General features: G+C 33.7%; 14 protein-coding genes. 5 read left to right on the top strand and 9 right to left on the bottom strand.

The window, feature by feature from the left end:
• Positions 1-17 precede the first annotated feature (17 nt).
• The 4 genes from AB3G36_RS14715 to thrA all read right to left on the bottom strand — a co-directional run bounded on the left by AB3G36_RS14715 (position 18) and on the right by thrA (position 5,478).
• The gene (locus tag AB3G36_RS14715; RefSeq protein ID WP_367753933.1) at positions 18-311 is read right to left on the bottom strand and encodes a hypothetical protein; all 294 of its coding nucleotides are present in this window, start codon (positions 309-311) and stop codon (positions 18-20) included.
• A gap of 274 nt (positions 312-585) precedes the next feature.
• A complete protein-coding gene (gene thrC / locus AB3G36_RS14710) occupies positions 586-1,875 on the bottom strand; it encodes a threonine synthase (RefSeq protein ID WP_367753931.1) in 1,290 nt (429 codons plus the stop codon).
• Positions 1,876-1,992: 117 nt separating this feature from the next.
• Positions 1,993-2,913 (bottom strand): homoserine kinase, encoded by a 921-nt coding sequence (locus tag AB3G36_RS14705; RefSeq protein ID WP_367753929.1) that lies wholly within the window; start codon positions 2,911-2,913, stop codon positions 1,993-1,995.
• A gap of 117 nt (positions 2,914-3,030) precedes the next feature.
• Complete coding sequence (thrA, locus tag AB3G36_RS14700; RefSeq protein ID WP_367753927.1) at positions 3,031-5,478, bottom strand: bifunctional aspartate kinase/homoserine dehydrogenase I; 2,448 nt, start codon at positions 5,476-5,478, stop codon at positions 3,031-3,033.
• Between the two features lie 659 nt (positions 5,479-6,137).
• On the opposite strand from thrA, the gene hutH reads away from it, so the two are divergent.
• The 3 genes from hutH to AB3G36_RS14685 are packed head-to-tail and all read left to right on the top strand — an operon-like array spanning position 6,138 to position 9,733.
• Entirely contained in the window at positions 6,138-7,646 is a 1,509-nt protein-coding gene (gene hutH, locus AB3G36_RS14695; RefSeq protein WP_367753925.1) for a histidine ammonia-lyase, read from the top strand.
• A gap of 53 nt (positions 7,647-7,699) precedes the next feature.
• Complete coding sequence (locus AB3G36_RS14690; RefSeq protein WP_367753923.1) at positions 7,700-8,344, top strand: DUF47 domain-containing protein; 645 nt, start codon at positions 7,700-7,702, stop codon at positions 8,342-8,344.
• Positions 8,345-8,380: 36 nt separating this feature from the next.
• A complete protein-coding gene (locus AB3G36_RS14685; RefSeq protein WP_367753921.1) occupies positions 8,381-9,733 on the top strand; it encodes an anion permease in 1,353 nt (450 codons plus the stop codon).
• Between the two features lie 99 nt (positions 9,734-9,832).
• On the opposite strand, the gene AB3G36_RS14680 is transcribed toward AB3G36_RS14685, so the two are convergent.
• The 3 genes from AB3G36_RS14680 to AB3G36_RS14670 form a co-directional block, all read right to left on the bottom strand.
• Positions 9,833-10,342, bottom strand: a complete 510-nt coding sequence (locus AB3G36_RS14680) for a DUF421 domain-containing protein (protein WP_367753919.1) — start codon at positions 10,340-10,342, stop codon at positions 9,833-9,835.
• A 3-nt stretch (positions 10,343-10,345) separates the two neighbouring features.
• On the bottom strand, positions 10,346-11,716 hold the full coding sequence (rimK, locus tag AB3G36_RS14675) for a 30S ribosomal protein S6--L-glutamate ligase (protein ID WP_367753917.1): 1,371 nt from the start codon (positions 11,714-11,716) through the stop codon (positions 10,346-10,348).
• Between the two features lie 139 nt (positions 11,717-11,855).
• Positions 11,856-14,405, bottom strand: a complete 2,550-nt coding sequence (locus AB3G36_RS14670) for an ATP-dependent Clp protease ATP-binding subunit (protein WP_367753915.1) — start codon at positions 14,403-14,405, stop codon at positions 11,856-11,858.
• 254 nt (positions 14,406-14,659) lie between these two features.
• Between AB3G36_RS14670 and gyrA the strand changes: the two genes are divergently transcribed.
• The gene (gene gyrA / locus AB3G36_RS14665; RefSeq protein ID WP_367753913.1) at positions 14,660-17,308 is read left to right on the top strand and encodes a DNA gyrase subunit A; all 2,649 of its coding nucleotides are present in this window, start codon (positions 14,660-14,662) and stop codon (positions 17,306-17,308) included.
• 49 nt (positions 17,309-17,357) lie between these two features.
• A complete protein-coding gene (locus tag AB3G36_RS14660) occupies positions 17,358-18,626 on the top strand; it encodes a tetratricopeptide repeat protein (RefSeq protein WP_367757955.1) in 1,269 nt (422 codons plus the stop codon).
• Positions 18,627-18,677: 51 nt separating this feature from the next.
• Here AB3G36_RS14660 and AB3G36_RS14655 read toward each other — a convergent pair whose 3' ends face one another.
• Both AB3G36_RS14655 and AB3G36_RS14650 read right to left on the bottom strand, forming a co-directional pair.
• Positions 18,678-19,439 (bottom strand): NlpC/P60 family protein, encoded by a 762-nt coding sequence (locus AB3G36_RS14655; protein ID WP_367753911.1) that lies wholly within the window; start codon positions 19,437-19,439, stop codon positions 18,678-18,680.
• Positions 19,440-19,511: 72 nt separating this feature from the next.
• The gene (locus tag AB3G36_RS14650; RefSeq protein WP_367753909.1) at positions 19,512-20,690 is read right to left on the bottom strand and encodes an acetyl-CoA C-acyltransferase; all 1,179 of its coding nucleotides are present in this window, start codon (positions 20,688-20,690) and stop codon (positions 19,512-19,514) included.
• Between the last annotated feature and the right edge of the window lie 113 nt (positions 20,691-20,803).

Genomic DNA, 20,803 nt, shown 5'->3' with positions numbered 1-20,803 from the left:
CTTACGCAGTTGCGTTGTTATTTAATTATTACTCTATTTTTGTGCTCACGAGCGGGGTACACTTCAAAGAGCATTATAATTTCATATATAAATTGTTTTATTCTTCTAATTTCCTCGTTTTTCAAAGGTATTATAATAATTGTAAGATCCATTGATGATGGGAGTGTAGTATCTTTTAATCTCCAATTGTTAAAATTTTCGTTATAATAAATTTGTAAATTATCTGTAATAAAAGCATCTTTTGTTTCAATCCAATTATATGCAATTTTTGATCTAATTTGGAATCTACCTAATTCTTTAATATTTGTCATATTTTTTTTAATAAATATAATTCTTTAAAAGCAAAGCACAAAGGTAATACCACCAGCTCCAGTAAATAAGTCTTTTGACCTTTATTGTTCTTTTTTTACTATTCGAAAATAAAATAATTCAAAATAATCAAATTATTAGAAATAATTTTGGATTAAAAAAAGAATTTTATCTAAACTAATCCAATTTTAAAATAATAATCAGTCAGGTCAGTCCATAAAAAAAACGACTGAGAATGACTTCGCAGTCGTTTGTATATAATAGCTGTTTTAAGTGTTATCCTAAAAAAGCTTTGAATTGCTCGTAGGTTTTTATTTTAGTACTTACTTTCTCTTTACCTAACACACTTTCAATTTGTGCAGGAATAGGTAATTTTACATTTAATGTTGGTTCCACCGTATCTAAAAACTTGATTGGGTGGGCCGTTTCTAAGAAAATCCCAAGTGCATTACTATGGTTTTGTAATTCTTTTTTCAATCCTAAATAACCTACAGCTCCATGCGGTTCTGCAATATAACCATCGGTATTGTAAATAGTTTTCATGGCTTCTATAGTATCTTCATCTGAGAACGTAAACGAAGAGAAATCTTTTTTGAACTGCTCCAAATCGTTTTGATACATTTCCTGAATACGTATGAAATTACTTGGATTCCCAACATCCATAGCATTCGAAATCGTTGCTTTAGAAGGTTTTGGATCGTAGATTCCGTTTTCTAAGAAACGAGGTACCGTATCATTCACATTAGTTGAGGCAACAAAATGCGCCACAGGTAATCCCATTTTTTTGGCGATAATTCCCGCGCATATATTCCCAAAGTTTCCGCTAGGACAAGAGAAAACCAACGGTTTGTTTTGGCTTTTTAAAGCTTTATAAGTAAAGAAGAAATAAAACATTTGTGGCAACCAACGCGCAATATTAATCGAATTCGCTGAGGTCAAGTTGTGGTGTTTTAAGCTCTCATCTAAGAACGCTTTTTTTACCATATCTTGGCAATCATCAAATACTCCATCTACTTCTAGCGCTCTAATGTTTTGTCCCAAAGTGGTCAATTGACGCTCTTGAATGTCGCTCACTTTCCCTGATGGGTACAAGATAATCACTTCAACACCATTTACACCCAGGAAACCGCTAGCTACAGCACCACCTGTATCTCCTGAGGTCGCGACTAGAACAGTATTTTTACTGTCTTTTTTATCTTTGTTAAAATACCCCAAACAACGGGACATAAATCGCGCACCTACATCCTTGAAAGCCATGGTAGGTCCATGAAACAATTCTAGGGAATAAATTCCCTTTTCGACTGCTACTACTGGGAAATCAAAGCAAAGGGTTTCGGCAATAATTTCTTTCAGTTTGGTTTCAGGAATTTCATCCCCTACAAATTGACGAATCGCCTGAAAAGCAATTTCTTCATTGCTAAGATTTTCGATAGTATCAAAAAAATCTTGCGGTAAAGGCGTTATCGTTTCTGGAAAATACAATCCTTTGTCGCTTGCTAATCCTTGTATTACGGCTTCTTGAAAAGAAACTTTTGGGGCGTTATGGTTTAAACTGTAGTATTTCATTGGTAAAAATGATTTTTGATTGGAGATTAACGATTTTAGATTTATGATTTTCTCGCAACAGGAGTTACTTCTAAAATCAAAAATAGTTAATCAAAAACCTTAAATTTTTATTTAATATTATATTATTCTCACACCGTCAGGATTCACTTTTGAAACATGAATCTCGTACGGTAATTTCATTTCGTCATAAACAGCACTCATGGCTTTTGCAATTTTATTTGCGGTAGCTTCTCCTTTGCTTAAAGCAAAAATAGAAGGACCAGAACCTGATATCCCAGAACCCAAAGCACCATTTTCTAAGGCAGTTTGTTTGATTAAATCAAATCCCGGAATCAATACAGAGCGCAACGGTTCCACAATTTCGTCATGTAATGAGCGACCTATTAAATCGTAATCTTTGGTATACAAACCAGCAATTAATCCACCTACATTTCCCCATTGCATAATGGCGCTTTTTAGGGAAACAGTTTGTTTCAATACCGAGCGTGCATCGGATGTTTTTAACTCAATTTGCGGATGAACCACGGTAGCGTATAACTCTGACGGACTTTCGATTTTGATTATATCCAGCGGCGCGTAACTGCGCACTAATGTAAAACCACCCAATAGAGCAGGAGCCACATTATCAGCATGAGCGTTTCCGCAAGCTAGTTTTTCGCCTTGCATGGCAAATGGAACCAAATCTTTGATTTCAAAAGGTCTTCCTAATAATTCATTGATTCCAAAAACCGCACCTGCTGAACTGGCAGCGCTACTTCCAATTCCGCTTCCTGCTTTGATGTTTTTGTAAATTTCGATTTCAAATCCTGCATCCGAATCTAAGGCTTCTAGCATCGCCAAAGCGGCAACTCCAGCAACGTTCTTTTCGGTTTCAAGAGGCAAGTCGGCACCTACTAATTTAGTGATGCGTATCCCTTTTTGATCTGATTTTCGAATAACCATTTCGTCACCCACATTGTCTAAACACAATCCTAGGACATCAAATCCACAAGATAGATTGGCAATTGTAGCGGGGCAAAATATTTTTATTTCATTCATTTTTTAAAAGTTTCAGAGTTTCAGAGTTTCAGAGTTTCAGAGTTTTTTAAGCTAAGTATTTATGGACAAACTACTACGCTTTGTGACTTTGGAACTTAGTTACTTTGTAACTTAAATTTAAACATTCCCTATCCTAATCACATCGGCAAAAATTCCCGAAGCAGTAACCGCTGCACCAGCACCAGCACCTTTTATCAATAAAGGTTGGTCTACATAACGGTCTGTGTAAAACAATACGATATTATCTTTTCCTTCTAAGTTGTAAAATGGATGGTCTTTTGGGATGAATTGCAAACCTACGCTTGCTTTTCCATCTTCAAACTGAGCAACAAATTTTAAGCGGCTTTCTTTTGCATTGGCTTCCGCCAAAATTCCTTCAAAATGGCTGGCATATTGTGTAAGGGATTTAAAGAATTCTTCATTATTTGCTGTTTCCATGCATTCGATTGGAAGGAAAGATTTGTTTTCAATTTCTTCAATTTCCATTTTATAACCGCTTTCGCGAATTAAAATCAAGATCTTTCTAGCAACATCAATTCCGCTCAAATCAATCTTTGGGTCTGGCTCCGTAAATCCTTGCACACCTGCTTCTTTTACCACATCATGAAAAGAATTATTGACATCAAAATTATTAAAGATAAAATTCAAACTTCCAGATAAAACTGCTTGTATTTTATTTACTTTATCACCCGATGCCACTAAGTTTTTAACCGTGTCAATGATCGGTAATCCTGCACCAACATTCGTTTCAAACAAGAAAGGAGCATTGTATCTTCGAGATAAACTTTTTAGACTTTTATAATTGTCAAACGCTGATGAACAAGCTATTTTATTACAAGTTACTACGGCAACACTCTCTCTTAAATAGTGTGCATAAGTTTCAGAAACGCTTGCATTTGCTGTAATATCCACAAAAATACTGTTGCGTAAATTGAGGTTTTTTACTTGCTCAATGAACAATTGTTGGTCTGCTTTTTCTCCATTGTCCAAAAGTGTTTGCCATGATTTTAGATCAATTCCATCTTCATCAAAAAGCATTTTTCTTGAATTGGCCAAAGCAATAACTCTCAGGTTTATTTTTAAGTTGTCTTTTAAGAACTTCTTTTGTTGGTTGATTTGATCGATGAATTTTTCACCTACATTTCCAACACCCATTACAAAAAGGTTTAGTTGTTTAGTGTTGTCTTCAAAAAAGCGTTCGTGAAGCGTATTCAAGGCTTTTTTAACATCTCTTTCATTAATTACTGCCGATATGTTTCTTTCTGAAGCACCTTGAGCAATCGCACGAATGTTCACGTTGTTTTTTCCTAAAGTACTAAACATTTTACCGCTTAATCCTTGGTGGTTTTTCATGTTTTCACCCACTAAAGCAATAATGCATAGGTTTTTTTCTACAATACAAGGTTCGATTTTGTTTTGTAAAATCTCTATTTCAAAAGCCTTATTGATGGCTTCTCCAGCGACTACAGCATCTGAATTTAGAATTCCAATACAAATAGAATGCTCGGATGAGGCTTGAGTTATAAAAATAACATTTACATTGGCCTGTGATAAAACTTCAAACAATCTTTTTGAAGATCCTAATACACCAATCATTCCAGGTCCTTCCAGTGTGATTAAAGTGATGTTATCAATGTGGCTGATTCCTTTTACTGGATTTCCATTTGCAGTAGCATTATTCGATATATATGTTCCTTCCGCATCTGGCTCAAAAGTATTCTTGATATGAATAGGAATATTTTTTCTTAAAACAGGTTGAATTGTTGGGGGATATAATACTTTGGCACCAAAATGTGACAATTCCATTGCTTCTTGGTACGAAATTGTTGCGATAGGTTGCGCTTGCTTTACAATTTTAGGATTGGCAGTAAACATTCCGTTTACATCTGTCCAAATTTCTAAATCAGTTACGTCTAATGCTCCAGCTAAAATTGCTGCAGTATAATCGGATCCACCACGACCTAAAGTAGTAATGATTCCATCGACAGACGAAGCAATAAATCCAGGCATAACCACTACTTGACTTTCATTAGAAGCAAAATAATCAACGATTAATTGATTTGTTATTTCAAAATTTACTGCTGCTTTTCCAAAATTAGTATTGGTTTTAATCAACTCGCGACTGTCTTTGTAACTGCTGTTTTTTAGATTTTGTTTTAAAGCTTCTGCAATAATATAAGAAGACAATAATTCACCAAAACTTAAAATAGTATCAGCTGTTCTAGCAGAAAGTTCTCCTAAAAGGTAACAGCCATCCAATAATGTTTCAAGATGGTTGATGATTCTTTTAATATGGCTCAACAAACTACTTTGCTCGCTTACTGGAATAAATTCTTTTAATGTATCTAAGTGTTTTTTCTCAATTTCAGCAACTATTTCTTTGTATCCTTCATCATTTGCAGCTGCTTTTTGGGAAGCCAACTGAAGTAAATCAGTTACTTTACTTAGTGCAGATACGACTACGATTAATTGATCTTGTTTTGCTTGTTTTTGGACTATGTCTAGGACTAGTTTTATATTTTGTGCATTGGCAACCGAAGTTCCGCCAAATTTTAATACTTTCATTTTATTTGTTTTAATTTAAAAAAATGCAATGTCTTTTATACATCCAATACCTTTCTTTCTTAAAAAAGAAAAATATAAAATTGGATTATATGTAAAATGTATACCCCTAAGGGGTAGTAGTTGTTGTAGTAAAAGTAGAAGTAACAGAAATGGCAACTCTGTTTTGAGTTGTTATCGAAGAATGATATGTAGTTCTGTTGTTGTTCATTATGATGTGACAAAAATACAGTTTTTTATAAAAATGAAAAACCTTTATTCCGTTTTTGCGAATATTTCAAAAATAAGGATATTATTCACCTCTGATTATGTATTCCTTATTATAAAGGCTTTTTATTGTAACTATTGTTGATTTTTTTTTAAGTAGGAAAGAATTTGAGTAGTTTTTTTGTTGTTTTTTTTATTTGAAACCATTCAAACAGGTATTTTTTGCTTGTAGAAGCTAAAGAACAAGCCACTCTATTGATTCATTTTTCATTTTTTGAATGCAAAAAAGGGTGTGCTTTTTAATTTCAGTCCTTATTTATAATGGTTTTGTGAGTAAATTATGGGGTAAATTTATAATGCAGGTATGTTTTGATAAGTATTTTAAATTATTAGCAATATATGTTGCTTTTTAATATTGATTTATTGAATTTTGGCTACTCAAAATTCAATACGAAATGGATAATACACATTACATAAGTACCGAGATACTTTCCCTAGAAATAGTTCAAGAAATTATAGTACAACATAAATCAATAGAACTTTCAGAAGAAGCAAAAGTTAATATTCAAAAGTGTAGAGATTATCTAGATAAAAAGATGGCTTCCCATTCGGAACCTATTTATGGAATTAATACTGGTTTTGGTTCTCTTTGTAATGTAAAAATTTCAAATGAAAACTTATCAAAATTGCAAGAAAACCTAGTGAAATCACATTCTTGTGGAACTGGTGAAGAAGTGCCAACAGCGATTGTTAAGCTAATGCTGTTACTTAAAATTCAATCGTTGAGTTACGGACATTCAGGTATTCAATTGCAAACAGTAGAGCGATTGGTCGCTTTTTATAATAATGACATATTACCAGTAATTTATACGCAAGGTTCATTAGGAGCTTCTGGAGATTTAGCACCTTTAGCTCATTTATCTTTGCCATTATTGGGAGAAGGAGAAGTTTATTTTGAAGGAAATAAAGTGTCTTCCAAAGTAATCATGGAACGTTTCAATTGGGAGCCCATCGTTTTGAAATCCAAAGAAGGACTGGCTTTATTAAATGGCACACAATTTATGAGTGCTTATGGTGCTCACATTTTAATGAAAGCGAATAAGTTTTCTTATTTAGCTGATTTAATTGGAGCAATGTCTTTGGAAGGGTTTGATGGTAGAATAGAACCCTTTAATGAGTTAATTCATTTTATTCGTCCTCATAAAGGACAAATAGTAACGGCAAATCGCGTGAAAGACTTTTTAGAAGGAAGCGAAATTATTGAGCAAGAAAAAACTCATGTTCAAGATCCGTATTCTTTTAGATGTATTCCTCAGGTTCATGGTGCATCAAAAGATGCGATGGATTATGTGAAAAAAGTGTTTAAAACAGAGATTAATTCCGTTACAGACAACCCAAATATATTTATCGAAAGTGACCAAATTATATCAGGAGGAAACTTTCATGGTCAGCCTTTGGCATTAGCATTAGACTTTATGGCAATTGCTTTGGCTGAATTAGGAAGTATTTCTGAGAGAAGAACGTACCAATTAATATCTGGATTGCGTAATCTACCTGCTTTTTTAGTTGATAATCCAGGATTAAATTCGGGATTAATGATTCCTCAATATACAGCTGCAAGTATCGCCAGTCAAAATAAACAATTAGCAACACCGGCAAGTGTTGATAGTATTGTCTCAAGTAATGGACAAGAAGATCATGTGAGTATGGGTGCCAATGGTGCTACAAAAGCATTGCGTGTAATGGATAATTTGGAGCGAATTTTAGCCATTGAATTGATGAATGCTTCTCAGGCAATTGAATTTAGAAGACCTTTAAAATCTAGTGATTTTATTGAAATGTTCTTGAGTTCTTATAGAGAAGAAGTTTCATTTGTAAAAGAAGATAGAATTTTGCATTATGATATTGAGAAAACTGTTGCTTTTTTAAACAGTTTTCAAATAGAAGATGATTTGTTAAATTAAGGTTGGTTTCCAAAAAATAAATCAATTAAATTTGTACCCTAAAAAAATATAAAATGTCATTAAATAGTATATTCCAATTTTTAGTTCCGAAGGATAAAAAATTCTTTCCACTTTTCGAAGAGGCATCTAGTAATTTAATTGAATTGGCTTCCAATTTACATGAGGCAGTGAATCTTCCTTTGAAGGAAAGAGAAGTTCTTTTTCAAAAGATTGATGCATTAGAACAAAAAGGAGAGGATATTACGCGCCAAACTAATCTGGAGTTGAGTAGAAATTTTATTACTCCATTTGACAGAGAGGATATTCACTCATTAGTGACTTCAATTGATAATGTAGCAGACCGTTTGCACGGTGCTTCTAGCATCATGCGTTTGTATCAAGTAGATAAAATTACGAAGTCAATTAGAAAATTGACAGAAATCAATCTTGACGCTTGTCAAAATATTGATGCAGCAGTTAAGGAGTTGAGGAACTTAAAAAATATTCCAAATATTACTGCAGCTTGTGCTAGAATTTCGAAATTAGAAAATAAATCAGATACAGTTTATAATAAAGCTGTTTTTGAGATTTTTGAAAATGAAACAGATGCTAAAAACATAATTAAATATAAAGAAGTATTATCTATTTTAGAAACTGCGACTGATAAATGTAAAAGTGTTGCAAGTGTTTTAGAATCAATTGCCGTTAAGCATTCTTAAAAATTTCGAAAATTTCTCAATCTTTCAATTAAAATTATGTTTACTCTACTAATAGTTATTATAGTATTGGCCTTGATTTTTGATTACATCAATGGTTTTCACGATGCCGCAAATGCCATTGCTACTGTAGTTGCAACCAAAGTTCTTTCCCCATTTCAAGCAGTTGTATGGGCCGCTTTTTTTAATTTCTTAGCGTACTGGGTTTTTGGTTTAGGTGTTGCTAATACTGTTGCAAAAACGGCTGATTCTAGCCAGATTAACTTGACCGTAATTCTTGCGGGAGTTGTTGCGGCTATCATCTGGAATCTAATTACTTGGTGGCAAGGGATACCTTCTAGTTCCTCTCATACTTTGATTGGAGGTTTTGCTGGAGCGGCTATTGCTCATGCCATTGCTGTACACGGATTTTCTGATTATGTTATTGTTGAAGACGGAGTAGAACACATCAAGCACTGGTATAATATTGTAAGTTGGTACAAAGCAGGTAAAGATGGAGGGATGCCTTCAGGTGTCGTTATTATCATTGCATTTATTGTATTGGCACCTCTTTTAGGAGCTGTCATGTCGTATTTTATTTCTATTTGGTTACTCAATGCCTCAAAGAAGAGTTTGTTGCCTAAATTGTTTACAATAGCATTAATGATAGGCTCTGTTTTATTTGTTTATAACCAAATGGTACCCTTCGAAAAAATAGAAAACCCAAGATTTGTAACTTCTGTTTTTTGGAGTATAGTATTTGAATCACACAATATAAAGTGGTTTTTAGTAGCTTTTATAATCATATCGATATCCATTTTTGCTTTAGTATTTAGTAGTTTAAATTTACATAGAGCGGATGCGGTTTTGAAAAAAATGCAGTTGTTGTCTTCGGCAGCTTTTAGTTTAGGACATGGAGGAAATGATTCGCAAAAAGTAATGGGAATTATTGCAGCAGCAGTAGCTGTTTATATTAAGACCAGCGGTGTTGATATTGTAAGTCTTCCTGAATGGTTGCAAGTGGTTTTGCCAAATGATGAAAAAGGAATTAAAGGAGTAATGCCAGAATGGATTCCATTGGCTTGTTATACTGCTATTGCTATAGGAACTTTAAGTGGTGGCTGGAAAATTGTGAAAACAATGGGGTCAAAAATCACTAAAGTAACATCATTTGAAGGAGTTGCTGCAGAAACTGCTGGAGCTTTGACACTTTATTTTACGGAGCATTTTAAAGTTCCAGTAAGTACAACTCATACTATAACGGGTTCGATAATAGGGGTAGGTTTGACTAAACGCATTTCGGCTGTTCGTTGGGGTGTAACGGTAAGTTTGTTATGGGCATGGGTTTTAACTATTCCGGTTTCAGGATTATTGGCAGGCTTAGTATATTATTTTTTAAGATTGTTTATATAATCTGAAAATAAATAGTTACTAGAAAAAAAGAGATCCAGTTTTAAATTAAACTTGGATCTCTTTTTGTTTTTATAAGTCAGTAAAAGTTTTTTTTTAAAACTAGAGGATTGTTTTTTTTACTTTTTTCTTTCTTTTATAAAGACTCTGTTTCAAATTGATATTGCCAGTAATGATGCTGATATTACCATCAATCTCTAGCATTGATAATTTTACGTCCTTAAAATGTTCTACTCCATGTTCTCTCATGGCTTCTCTCAATTCTTCAGAAGTAATATTTAGTCTACTTAAAGTTTTAAATTCTAATGTTCCATTGTGAATTAAAATCTCAGGTTTATCGATAAAGAAACTATTGATTTTTTGATATTTGAACATTATTTTTTTTAATATAAAATTGATACCAAATAAAACGGTTGCTGCAATCAAGCCTCCGTAAAGGCTAGAATCATTTCCAACCATTGCATTTTGAACCGAATTACTAATTAGTAATATCAAAATAACATCGGCTGTATTGAGCTGTGATAATTCTTTCTTACCAAAAACGCGTAATGCTATTACCATAAAAAAATATACGGTGGCACTTCGAATGATAATATCGAGATAGGGGTTCACTTTTTATTTTATCTTAAAATTCTTCTCGATGGCTTTAATCATTTCGCCTGCGATATCCTTATTTGTAGCGCCTTCGATTCCTTCAAGTCCTGGAGAAGAATTTACTTCTAATAGTAATGGCCCTTTTGCAGAACGAATAATATCTACACCTGCTACTTTTAGGTCCATCGCTTTTGCTGCTTTTATGGCTATGCGTTTTTCTTCAGAAGTTGCTTTTATTACTGTGGCTGTTCCGCCAAGGTGTATGTTAGCTCTAAATTCACCTGGCATAGCTTCACGTTGAATAGAAGCGACTACTTTTCCGTCGATCACAAAACAGCGAATGTCTTTTCCATCGGCTTCTTTGATAAATTCTTGAACTAATATATTAGCATTAACACTTTTGAATGCATTGATTACACTTTCTGCCGCTTTTTTTGTTTCAGCAAGTACAACTCCTTTTCCTTGAGTTCCTTCTAATAACTTTACAATTAATGGAGAACCACCTACCATTTTTATTAAATCATTTGTATCCAATGGAGAATTCGCAAATCCAGTAGTAGGAATACCAATACCGCTATTTAATAATAATTGGAGGGAATATAACTTGTCGCGAGATTGTGTAATAGCGCTTGCAGAATTTAAGCAAAATACTTTTAATGCTTCAAATTGCCTAGTTAAAGCGCAACCATAAAAAGTAATACTTGGTCGTATTCTTGGAATAATAGCGTCAAATTGATTTAAAATGATACCACCTCTATAATGAATTTCGGGAGTTTGAGCATCCAGTCTCATATAACATTCTTTAATGTTTAAAAAATGCATTTCGTGACCACGCATTTCCCCCGCTTCCATTATACGTTTGTTAGAGTATAATTCAGGATTACTGGCCAAGACACCAATACGTAGACCTGTTGGTGCTTTTTCAGCATTCACATATAACTCTTTTAGCGCTTCTGAAGTGGGTTGACCTAAAAGGTATTTTTGCTCTGGATCAACAAGGACTCTGCCGCTCATGGCTTCTCTACCTAAAAGCATTCGGAACCCCATTGAATCTCTGTTGGTCAATGTCATTTCGATAGGCCATGTTGATTCTCCAATTTGTAAATTAGTTTGAATTACATATCGTTGTTCTCTAAATCCACTAGAGCTTTTGACTATTCTTTTGTCGATTAAAGGAGCTTCGCAATGAATAACGGTCTTAAGGTTGTTTTGAATAGGATTTATGTCAAATCGTACCCAATTGGATTCATTTTTTATGAAAGGAGCAATATTTATTGCATGTAGAGCCGATGTTTTTGCGCCCGAATCTACACGTGCTTTAATCGTGGGGATTCCTAATTCAGGAAAAGAACACCATTCCTCACTCCCTAGTATTACTTTATTTAGAGGCATATTTTTATTTTTGTTTGATTTGTATTATAAAATTCAAATGTAAATATATGTTTTTAATATTGGGTATAATTAACGTAAAGAAAAAGTCCGTTACTTTATATAAAGTAACGGACTCTTTAATAAATTAGAGGATGTATGCTTATGGGTTTGTTGGTTCACCAGCTTTATGTACATGTACATTTAATTCTTGTGCTCCATCTTCTATATCCATAAAAATCTCATCTCCTGATGTAATTTTTGAAGTTATAATTTCTTCAGCAAGCGCATCCTCAACATATTTTTGAATGGCTCTTTTTAGAGGTCTAGCTCCAAATTGTCTGTCAAATCCTTTTTCAGCAATAAAAGATTTTGCTTTATCAGAAAGGGTTAATTGGTATCCTAATTCAGAAACTCTAGCATATAATTTTTTTAATTCAATTTCGATAATCAAATCAATATCGTGTTTTTCTAAAGCGTTGAAAACGATTACGTCATCAATTCTGTTTAAAAATTCGGGTGCAAATGTTTTCTTAAGCGCATTTTCAATAATACTTTTTGAATTATCATCTGCTTGAGCAACTTTGGCAGCGGTACCAAAACCAACACCTTGACCAAAATCTTTCAATTGTCGTGCTCCTACATTAGAAGTCATGATGATGATTGTGTTTTTGAAATCAATTTTTCGGCCTAAGCTATCTGTCAAATACCCGTCATCAAGAACTTGTAGCAACATATTGAAAACATCAGGATGTGCTTTTTCTATTTCATCTAATAAAACAACACAATAAGGTTTGCGACGTACTTTCTCAGTTAATTGTCCACCTTCTTCGTATCCAACGTATCCTGGAGGCGCTCCAACTAAACGCGAAATTGCAAATTTCTCCATGTATTCACTCATGTCAATACGAACCAATGCATCTTCGGAATCAAATAATTCTTTAGCTAGAACTTTGGCCAATTGTGTTTTTCCAACTCCTGTTTGACCAAGAAAGATAAATGAACCAATAGGTCTATTTGGGTCTTTCAATCCTGCGCGATTTCTTTGAATTGAACGCGCAATTTTAAGTACAGCTTCATTTTGTCCAACTACTTTGCTTTCTATGAGCTCCGGTAGTTTGGCTAATTTGTTACTTTCGGTTTGAGCGATACGATTAACAGGAATTCCTGTCATCATCGAAACTACATCGGCAACATTGTCCTCTGTAACTTCGATTCGGTTGTTTTTAGCATCCTCTTCCCATTGTTCTTGAGCAATTGCTAATTCTTTTTCGATGCGTTTTTCATCATCACGAAGTTTAGCTGCTTCCTCATATTTTTGTTTTTTGACAACAACATTTTTTAGTTCACGGATATCTTCTAATTGACGTTCTAAATCAAGAATTTTTTTAGGTACCTCAATATTGGTAATATGAACACGTGAACCTGCTTCGTCTAAAGCATCGATAGCCTTGTCCGGTAAAAATCGTTCAGACATGTATCTATTTGTCAACTTTACACAAGCCTCAATCGCTTCGGGTGTATAAGTAACATTATGATGGTCCTCGTATTTGTTTTTGATATTATTTAAAATCGTAATCGTTTCCTCAACTGATGTTGGTTCAACAATTATCTTTTGGAAACGTCTTTCTAAAGCACCGTCTTTTTCAATATATTGTCTGTATTCATCAAGAGTAGTTGCTCCAATACATTGGATTTCTCCTCTTGCTAATGCAGGTTTAAACATGTTAGATGCATCTAGTGAACCAGTTGCGCCTCCAGCACCAACAATGGTATGAATTTCATCAATGAAAAGGATGATATCATCATTTTTTTCCAATTCATTCATTACTGCTTTCATGCGCTCTTCAAACTGACCTCTGTATTTAGTTCCTGCAACAAGACTAGCTAGATCCAATGTTACTACTCTTTTGTTGAATAGGATTCTTGACACTTTCTTTTGTATGATGCGTAAAGCTAAACCTTCTGCAATAGCAGATTTACCAACTCCAGGTTCTCCTATAAGCAGTGGATTGTTTTTTTTACGTCGGCTCAAAATTTGGCAAACACGTTCAATTTCTTTTTCACGTCCTACAACAGGATCTAATTTTCCTTCTTCGGCCATTTCGGTTAAATCTCTTCCGAAATTATCTAAAACAGGTGTTTTGGATTTTTTGTTGGATTTATTGGCGGGATTATTAAAATTACCTTCTTTAAGACTGTCATCTTGTCCTGAATCTTCATTGTAGGAGTCGGTTGCTCTTGGTAAATTTTCTAAGAATTCTTCTTCGTTTGGTGTCATATTTATGTATTGTTCTTTAGCTACGTCATAATCTATTTTAAGTTTATTTAATAGCTTGGTTGTGGGATCGTTTTCATTTCTTAATATGCACAATAATAAATGTGCAGTACTTACAGAGGAACTTTGAAACACTTTTGCTTCTAGAAAAGTAGTTTTCAATGCGCGCTCGGCTTGACGTGTTAAGTGTAGGTTTTTCTTTTCTACATTAGTATCTAAAGTAGGGTTTGCGGGGCTAAGTATTTCGACCTTTCGTCTTAAATGATCTAAATCAACAGAAAGGTTATTTAATATTTGAATTGCTTTACCATTACCATCTCGAAGGATACCTAGCATCAAGTGTTCAGTACCTATAAAGTCATGACCCAATCGCAAAGCTTCTTCTTTGCTATAGGTTATAACGTCTTTTACTCTTGGTGAAAAATTATCATCCATAATATATATTTAGTATATGTAAATTTAGTGAATTACTATTTGAAAAACAAAAATCGTTCCTAAGAAGTCGTGTCAGCTAATTGACAAAAAAAAAGATAAAATAATGTTGAATATTTGTTAATTTATTAAACAAAAGCGAATGTTAATTTGTTAATAAATCATTGAAATAAGTAAGTTAAAATGCTTTGAAAAATTTCAGAAAGCCGTATATTGGCACGTTTTGAAACTAATATAATTATTTAATATAACAACTTATGTCTGAAGGAGAAAAGTTAATTCCTATTAACATAGAAGATGAAATGAAAACGGCTTACATTGATTATTCGATGTCAGTAATTGTATCAAGAGCACTTCCAGATGTTAGAGATGGCTTGAAACCAGTACATCGTCGAGTACTATTTGGTATGCATGATTTAGGAGTTAATTCAAGATCTGCGCACAAAAAGTCCGCAAGAATTGTCGGAGAAGTTTTAGGTAAGTATCACCCTCACGGAGATACCTCAGTTTATGACGCCATGGTTCGTATGGCTCAAGAATGGAGTATGCGTTATTTATTAATTGATGGTCAAGGTAACTTTGGTTCAGTAGATGGAGATAGTCCTGCTGCCATGCGTTATACGGAGGCTAGAATGCGTAAGATTTCGGAAGAAATTTTAGCGGATATTGATAAAGAAACAGTTGATTTTAAATTAAATTTTGATGATACGCTTCAAGAGCCAACAGTAATGCCAACTCGTGTTCCTACTTTATTGATAAACGGTGCCACAGGTATTGCAGTAGGTATGGCTACTAATATGCCTCCTCACAATCTTACGGAAGTAATTAATGGGACATTGGCCTATATGGACAATAATGACATTGAGGTTGATGAATTAATGAACCACATTAAAGCACCAGATTTCCCTACCGGTGGTATAATTTATGGTTATGAAGGAGTTCGAGAAGCTTTTAAAACAGGTAGAGGTAGAGTAGTGATGCGCGCCAAAGTTGGTTTTGAAGAAGTGGATGGTAGAGAATCTATTATTGTAACTGAAATTCCTTATCAAGTCAATAAGGCAGATATGATTAAGCGTACTGCTGACTTAGTAAATGAAAAAAAAATAGAGGGTATTGCAAATATTCGTGATGAATCAGATAGAAACGGTATGCGTATCGTTTATATCTTGAAACGTGACGCTACGCCTAACGTAGTTTTGAATACTTTGTATAAGTATACCCAACTGCAATCTTCTTTTAGTGTTAATAACATTGCAATTGTAAAAGGTCGTCCTCAAATGTTGAATCTGAAAGACTTGATTCATTATTTTGTAGAACACCGTCATGATGTAGTGACTCGAAGAACTCAATTTGAACTAAAAAAAGCCGAGGCAAGAGCACATATTTTAGAAGGATTAATCATTGCTTCTGATAATATTGACGAAGTGATTGCCTTAATTAGAGGTTCTAAAAACACTGAGGAAGCTAGAGAAAAATTAATCGAAAGATTTAAATTGTCAGATATTCAAGCGCGTGCAATTGTAGAAATGCGTTTGCGTCAATTAACTGGTCTGGAACAAGACAAGTTAAGAGCTGAGTATGACGAATTGATGAAATTAATTGAACATTTGAAAGCGTTATTAGCAGATGTGAACTTAAGAACTGCATTGATCAAAGAAGAATTAGAAGAAATTCGGGATAAATATGGTGATGAACGTCGTTCTCAAATAGAGTATTCTGGTGGGGATGTAAGTATCGAAGATTTAATTGCTGATGAAAATGTAGTAATTACAATTTCACACGCAGGATATATTAAGCGTACAAATCTAACGGAATATAAAACTCAAAATAGAGGAGGAGTTGGGCAAAAAAGTGCTGGAACGAGAGATCAAGATTTCTTAGAGCATATGTTTGTGGCAACAAATCATCAATATATGATGTTCTTTACTCAAAAAGGGAAATGTTTCTGGATGCGTGTTTATGAAATTCCTGAAGGAAGTAAAACGGCCAAAGGGAGAGCAATCCAGAATTTGGTAAATATAGAGAGTGATGATAAAGTGAAAGCTTTTATTTGTACTCAAGATCTAAAAGACCAAGATTATATTAAGAGTCATAACTTAGTTATGGTGACTAAAAAGGGTCAGGTTAAGAAAACTTCATTAGAGAAATATTCTAAACCTAGAATAAACGGAGTTGCAGCTATTACTATTAAAGAAGGTGATGAATTATTAGAAGCTAAATTGACAAATGGTGAAAGCCAAATTATATTAGCTGTTAAGTCAGGTAAGTTAGTTCGTTTTGAAGAAACAAAGACCCGTCCAATGGGAAGAACAGCTTCTGGAGTACGTGGAATTTCGCTTAAAGACGATAATGATGAAGTGATTGGCATGATTACTGTAGATAAGGATGCTGTAAACGATTCTCAAGTATTAGTAGTAACTGAAAATGGATACGGAAAACGTACTAAATTAGTTGATGAAGATGGAGAAGATGTTTACCGTATAACTAATCGTGGTGGTAAAGGAGTGAAAACTTTAAATATCACTGAGAAAACAGGAAGTCTTATTTCTATTAATGCAGTAACTGATGCAGATGATTTAATGATCATCAATAAATCAGGATTGACTATTAGAATGGCGGTTGAAGATTTACGAGTGATGGGACGTGCTACTCAAGGTGTGAAACTGATTAATCTAAAAGGGAAAGATTCTATTGCTGCAGTTACAAAAGTAATGAAGGATGATGAAGAAGAGGTTGTTGTTGACGAAGACGGAAATGTTATCGAAGTAGAGACAATTGAAAGGGTGAAACCTGTTCTTGAAGTTCTTGAAGAAGAAGTAGGAGTTGATGATGATTCGGATGACGAAGAAGACGAGGAAGTTGAAGATGAGGCTGAAGAGGATGACTCAGACGACGATGAAGCATAGTTTAAATAAATAAAAAAAGAATAATTATTAAATAACAAAAATGAATATTATGAAAGGTAAATATGTAATACTTGCATCAGCATTATTGATATCAGTAGCTACTTTTGCTCAAAAAGATGAAATTAAAGCGGCAGAAAAAGCATTAAAAAAAGGCGATTCTCAAGAAGCTGCTACAATTTTGAAAGGTGCTGAGTCTTTAATTTCAAATGCATCAGACTCTGAAAAAGCACAATTTTTCTTTGTGAAAGGAAATGCTTTTTTGGACTTGGCAAATAAAAATATAGATACTGATAAAAATTTATCTATAGCATCTGCGGCTTATTTGGATTTGCTGGCAGCTGAGAAAGCTTCAGGAAAATCAAAATATTCAACTGAAGCAGCTACTTCAATTACAGCAATAAAATATAAGTTGATAAATAGTGCGATAGCTGATTCTAAAGTGAACAAAGATCTTGAAAGTGCTCAAAAATTATATGACGCTTATTTATTAGATAAAAAAGACACTTTAAATTTATATTATGCAGCGTCTACTTATGTAAATGCGAAAGAATATGACAAAGCGTTGAAATTGTACGATGATTTGAAGACAATGAACTATTCTGGAAAAGGAACAAGTTATTTGGCTGTAAATAAATTGACTAGTGAAGAAGATCTTTTCGCTACCGTTCAAGAAAGAGATAGAATGGTGAAAATGGGGACACATGAAAAACCACGTACGGAGGTTATTCCATCAAAAAGAGGAGAGATATATAAAAATATGGCTTTAATTTTAGTTGAAAAAGGGAGAACTGATGAAGCTAAAAAAGCAATTGCTGAAGCTAGAGCGAATAATCCTGATGATGATTCATTAATTTTGACAGAAGCTAACTTGTATTTAGAAACTAAAGATTTTGATAAATATAAAAAATTAATCTCTGAAGCTTTAGAAAAAAATCCTAATGATGCAGATTTAGTTTTTAATTTAGGAGTTGTTAGCTATAACGCTAAAAATGTAGTTGATGCTGAGAAGTATTATAAAAGAGCAATTGAAATTAAGCCTGATTATGTAAATGCATATCTTAATTTGGCTATTATGAAACTGGACGGGGACAAAGTTATTTTTGAGGAAATGAATAAATTAGGAAACTCAGAGAAAGATAACAAGCGTTACTTAGTTCTTAAAAAACAAAGAGAAGTAGTTTTTAAAGATGCTTTGCCATATTTAGAAAAAGCAAATGAATTGGATCCTAAAAATGAAGAGGTTAAAAACACGTTGATAAGTGTTTATGGTGCTTTAGAAATGACTGAAAAGAAAAAAGCATTAAAAGATAAAATGTAAATCTTACATAAGTATAAAAAAACCTATCTGTTTCAGATAGGTTTTTTTTTGTTATATAATTTTTTTGATAACCCTAAGTTTGTGGGTGTGTTTGTTTATTTCTGGATTGTAAATACCTAGGTGGTCTAGTCTGTCAATTCTTATTTTTCCACTTGCGTGAATGATATAGTTGTTTTCCATGATGATTCCTACATGGATAATGTTTCCTTCATCATTGTCAAAAAATGCCAAATCACCAGGTTCACTTTCTTCGATAAAACTCAAAGCTTCTCCTTGAGTTGCTTGTTGTGAAGCATCTCTTAATAGTTTATAACCATTTAGTTTGTATACCATTTGAGTGAAACCGGAGCAGTCTATACCAAAAGGAGTTTTTCCTCCCCATAAATAGGGAGCGTTTAAATATAAAAAAGCAGTATTGATCAATTCTTTTTTGTCTTTAATACCATTTATTTTTGTGCCTTCGAAATAAAAATTATTGACGTTAATCTCATTGTTATTTATAAATGATAATGATGATCCTAAAGGAATTGGTATTAGTAAATTTGAATTTCCAGTTATGTATTCAATTAAATCACCATTTAGAATAATTGTATCATTTGAAAGTTGAATGTAATTAGCCTCAGAAATCAATTGATATTGTTTAGAATCTACCCAGCCTTCGTAATCATCAAATTGCATTTTGATGCGAGACCATTGCTTAAATTGTTCAATAATTTCGAAATGTTCACCAAATAAAACTTGAGAAACAATTTCGCTTTTATCACTGGGTTCAAATCGTAAGGGGATTATTGCTAGATTACAAATTCCGAACATTTAGATCAATTTATAAGTTGAAATTATGGGTTGTAAGATTTTGGTGCTTAAAAACCCATAATTTATGATTATTTAAGCTCTTTCAATTACAATGGCAGAAGCGCCACCACCACCATTACATATAGCAGCTGCTCCAATCTTACCGTTATTTTGTTCTAGTACATTGAGTAGCGTAACTATAATTCGTGCCCCAGAGCAACCTAATGGATGTCCTAGAGAGACAGCGCCACCGTTTACGTTTACTTTGTCATTATCTAAACCTAAAATTTTGGCATTCGCAAGCCCTACAACCGCGAAGGCTTCATTGAATTCAAAGTAATCAACTTGGCTAGTTGTTAGGCCAACTTTTTCTAGCGCTTTAGGTAATGCTTTTGATGGACTTGTAGTGAACCACTTTGGCTCTTGAGCCGCATCTGCATAGCTTTTTATGTAGGCTAGAGGTTTTAGTCCTAATGATAAAGCTTTTTCTTCACTCATTAAAATTAATGCAGCAGCTCCGTCATTAATAGTAGAAGCATTTGCAGCTGTAACAGTACCATCTTTAGTAAATACTGCATTTAATGTAGGGATGCGATCTATTTTTACGTTTGTAAATTCTTCATCTTTAGAAACTATAATTGGGTCTCCTTTTCTTTGTGGGACAGCAACTGGAACTATTTCATTATCAAATTTACCAGCCTCCCATGCTTTAGCAGAACGAGTATAAGACTGGATTGCGTAATTATCTTGGTCTTCTCTTGTAAACTTATATTCAGATGCACATAAGTCAGCGCAAACTCCCATTGCGTTGTTGTCATAAGCATCCGTTAAACCATCTTTTTGCATTCCGTCAACCATGGTTGATGGACCAAACTTGGTTCCTGTTCTCAAATTCATATAATGTGGAATCAAGCTCATGTTTTCCATTCCTCCAGCTATGACGATCTCTGCATCACCACACTGAATTGCTTGGGCTCCTAACATTACTGATTTCATACCAGATGCACATACTTTATTTATTGTAGTACAGGCTACGCTATCAGGTAAGCCAGCATAAATTGCTGCTTGACGCGCAGGAGCTTGTCCTACACCTGCCTGAACGACATTTCCCATAAAAACTTCGTCAACTAAATTTGGATCTAGATTTATTTTGTCTAAAGCTCCTTTAATTGCAATTGCACCTAATTTTGGTGCAGAAACGGTAGATAATCCCCCCATAAAACTTCCGATAGGTGTCCTAACGGCAGAAACGATAACAACTCTTTTGTTCATAACTTATAAAATGTTGGTTTATATAGCAAATTTACTCTTTTTTGAACAAATTTTTGTTTTTGACTCAGTATTATATTTTTTCAAAATTAAAGTGAATTTTTATTTCAAGCTAT

This window comes from Flavobacterium sp. WC2430 (assembly GCF_040822075.1).
Taxonomy (GTDB): Bacteria; Bacteroidota; Bacteroidia; order Flavobacteriales; family Flavobacteriaceae; genus Flavobacterium.
The sequence above is the reverse complement of the archived record's forward strand: the minus strand, read 5'-3'. Positions and strand labels throughout refer to the sequence as shown.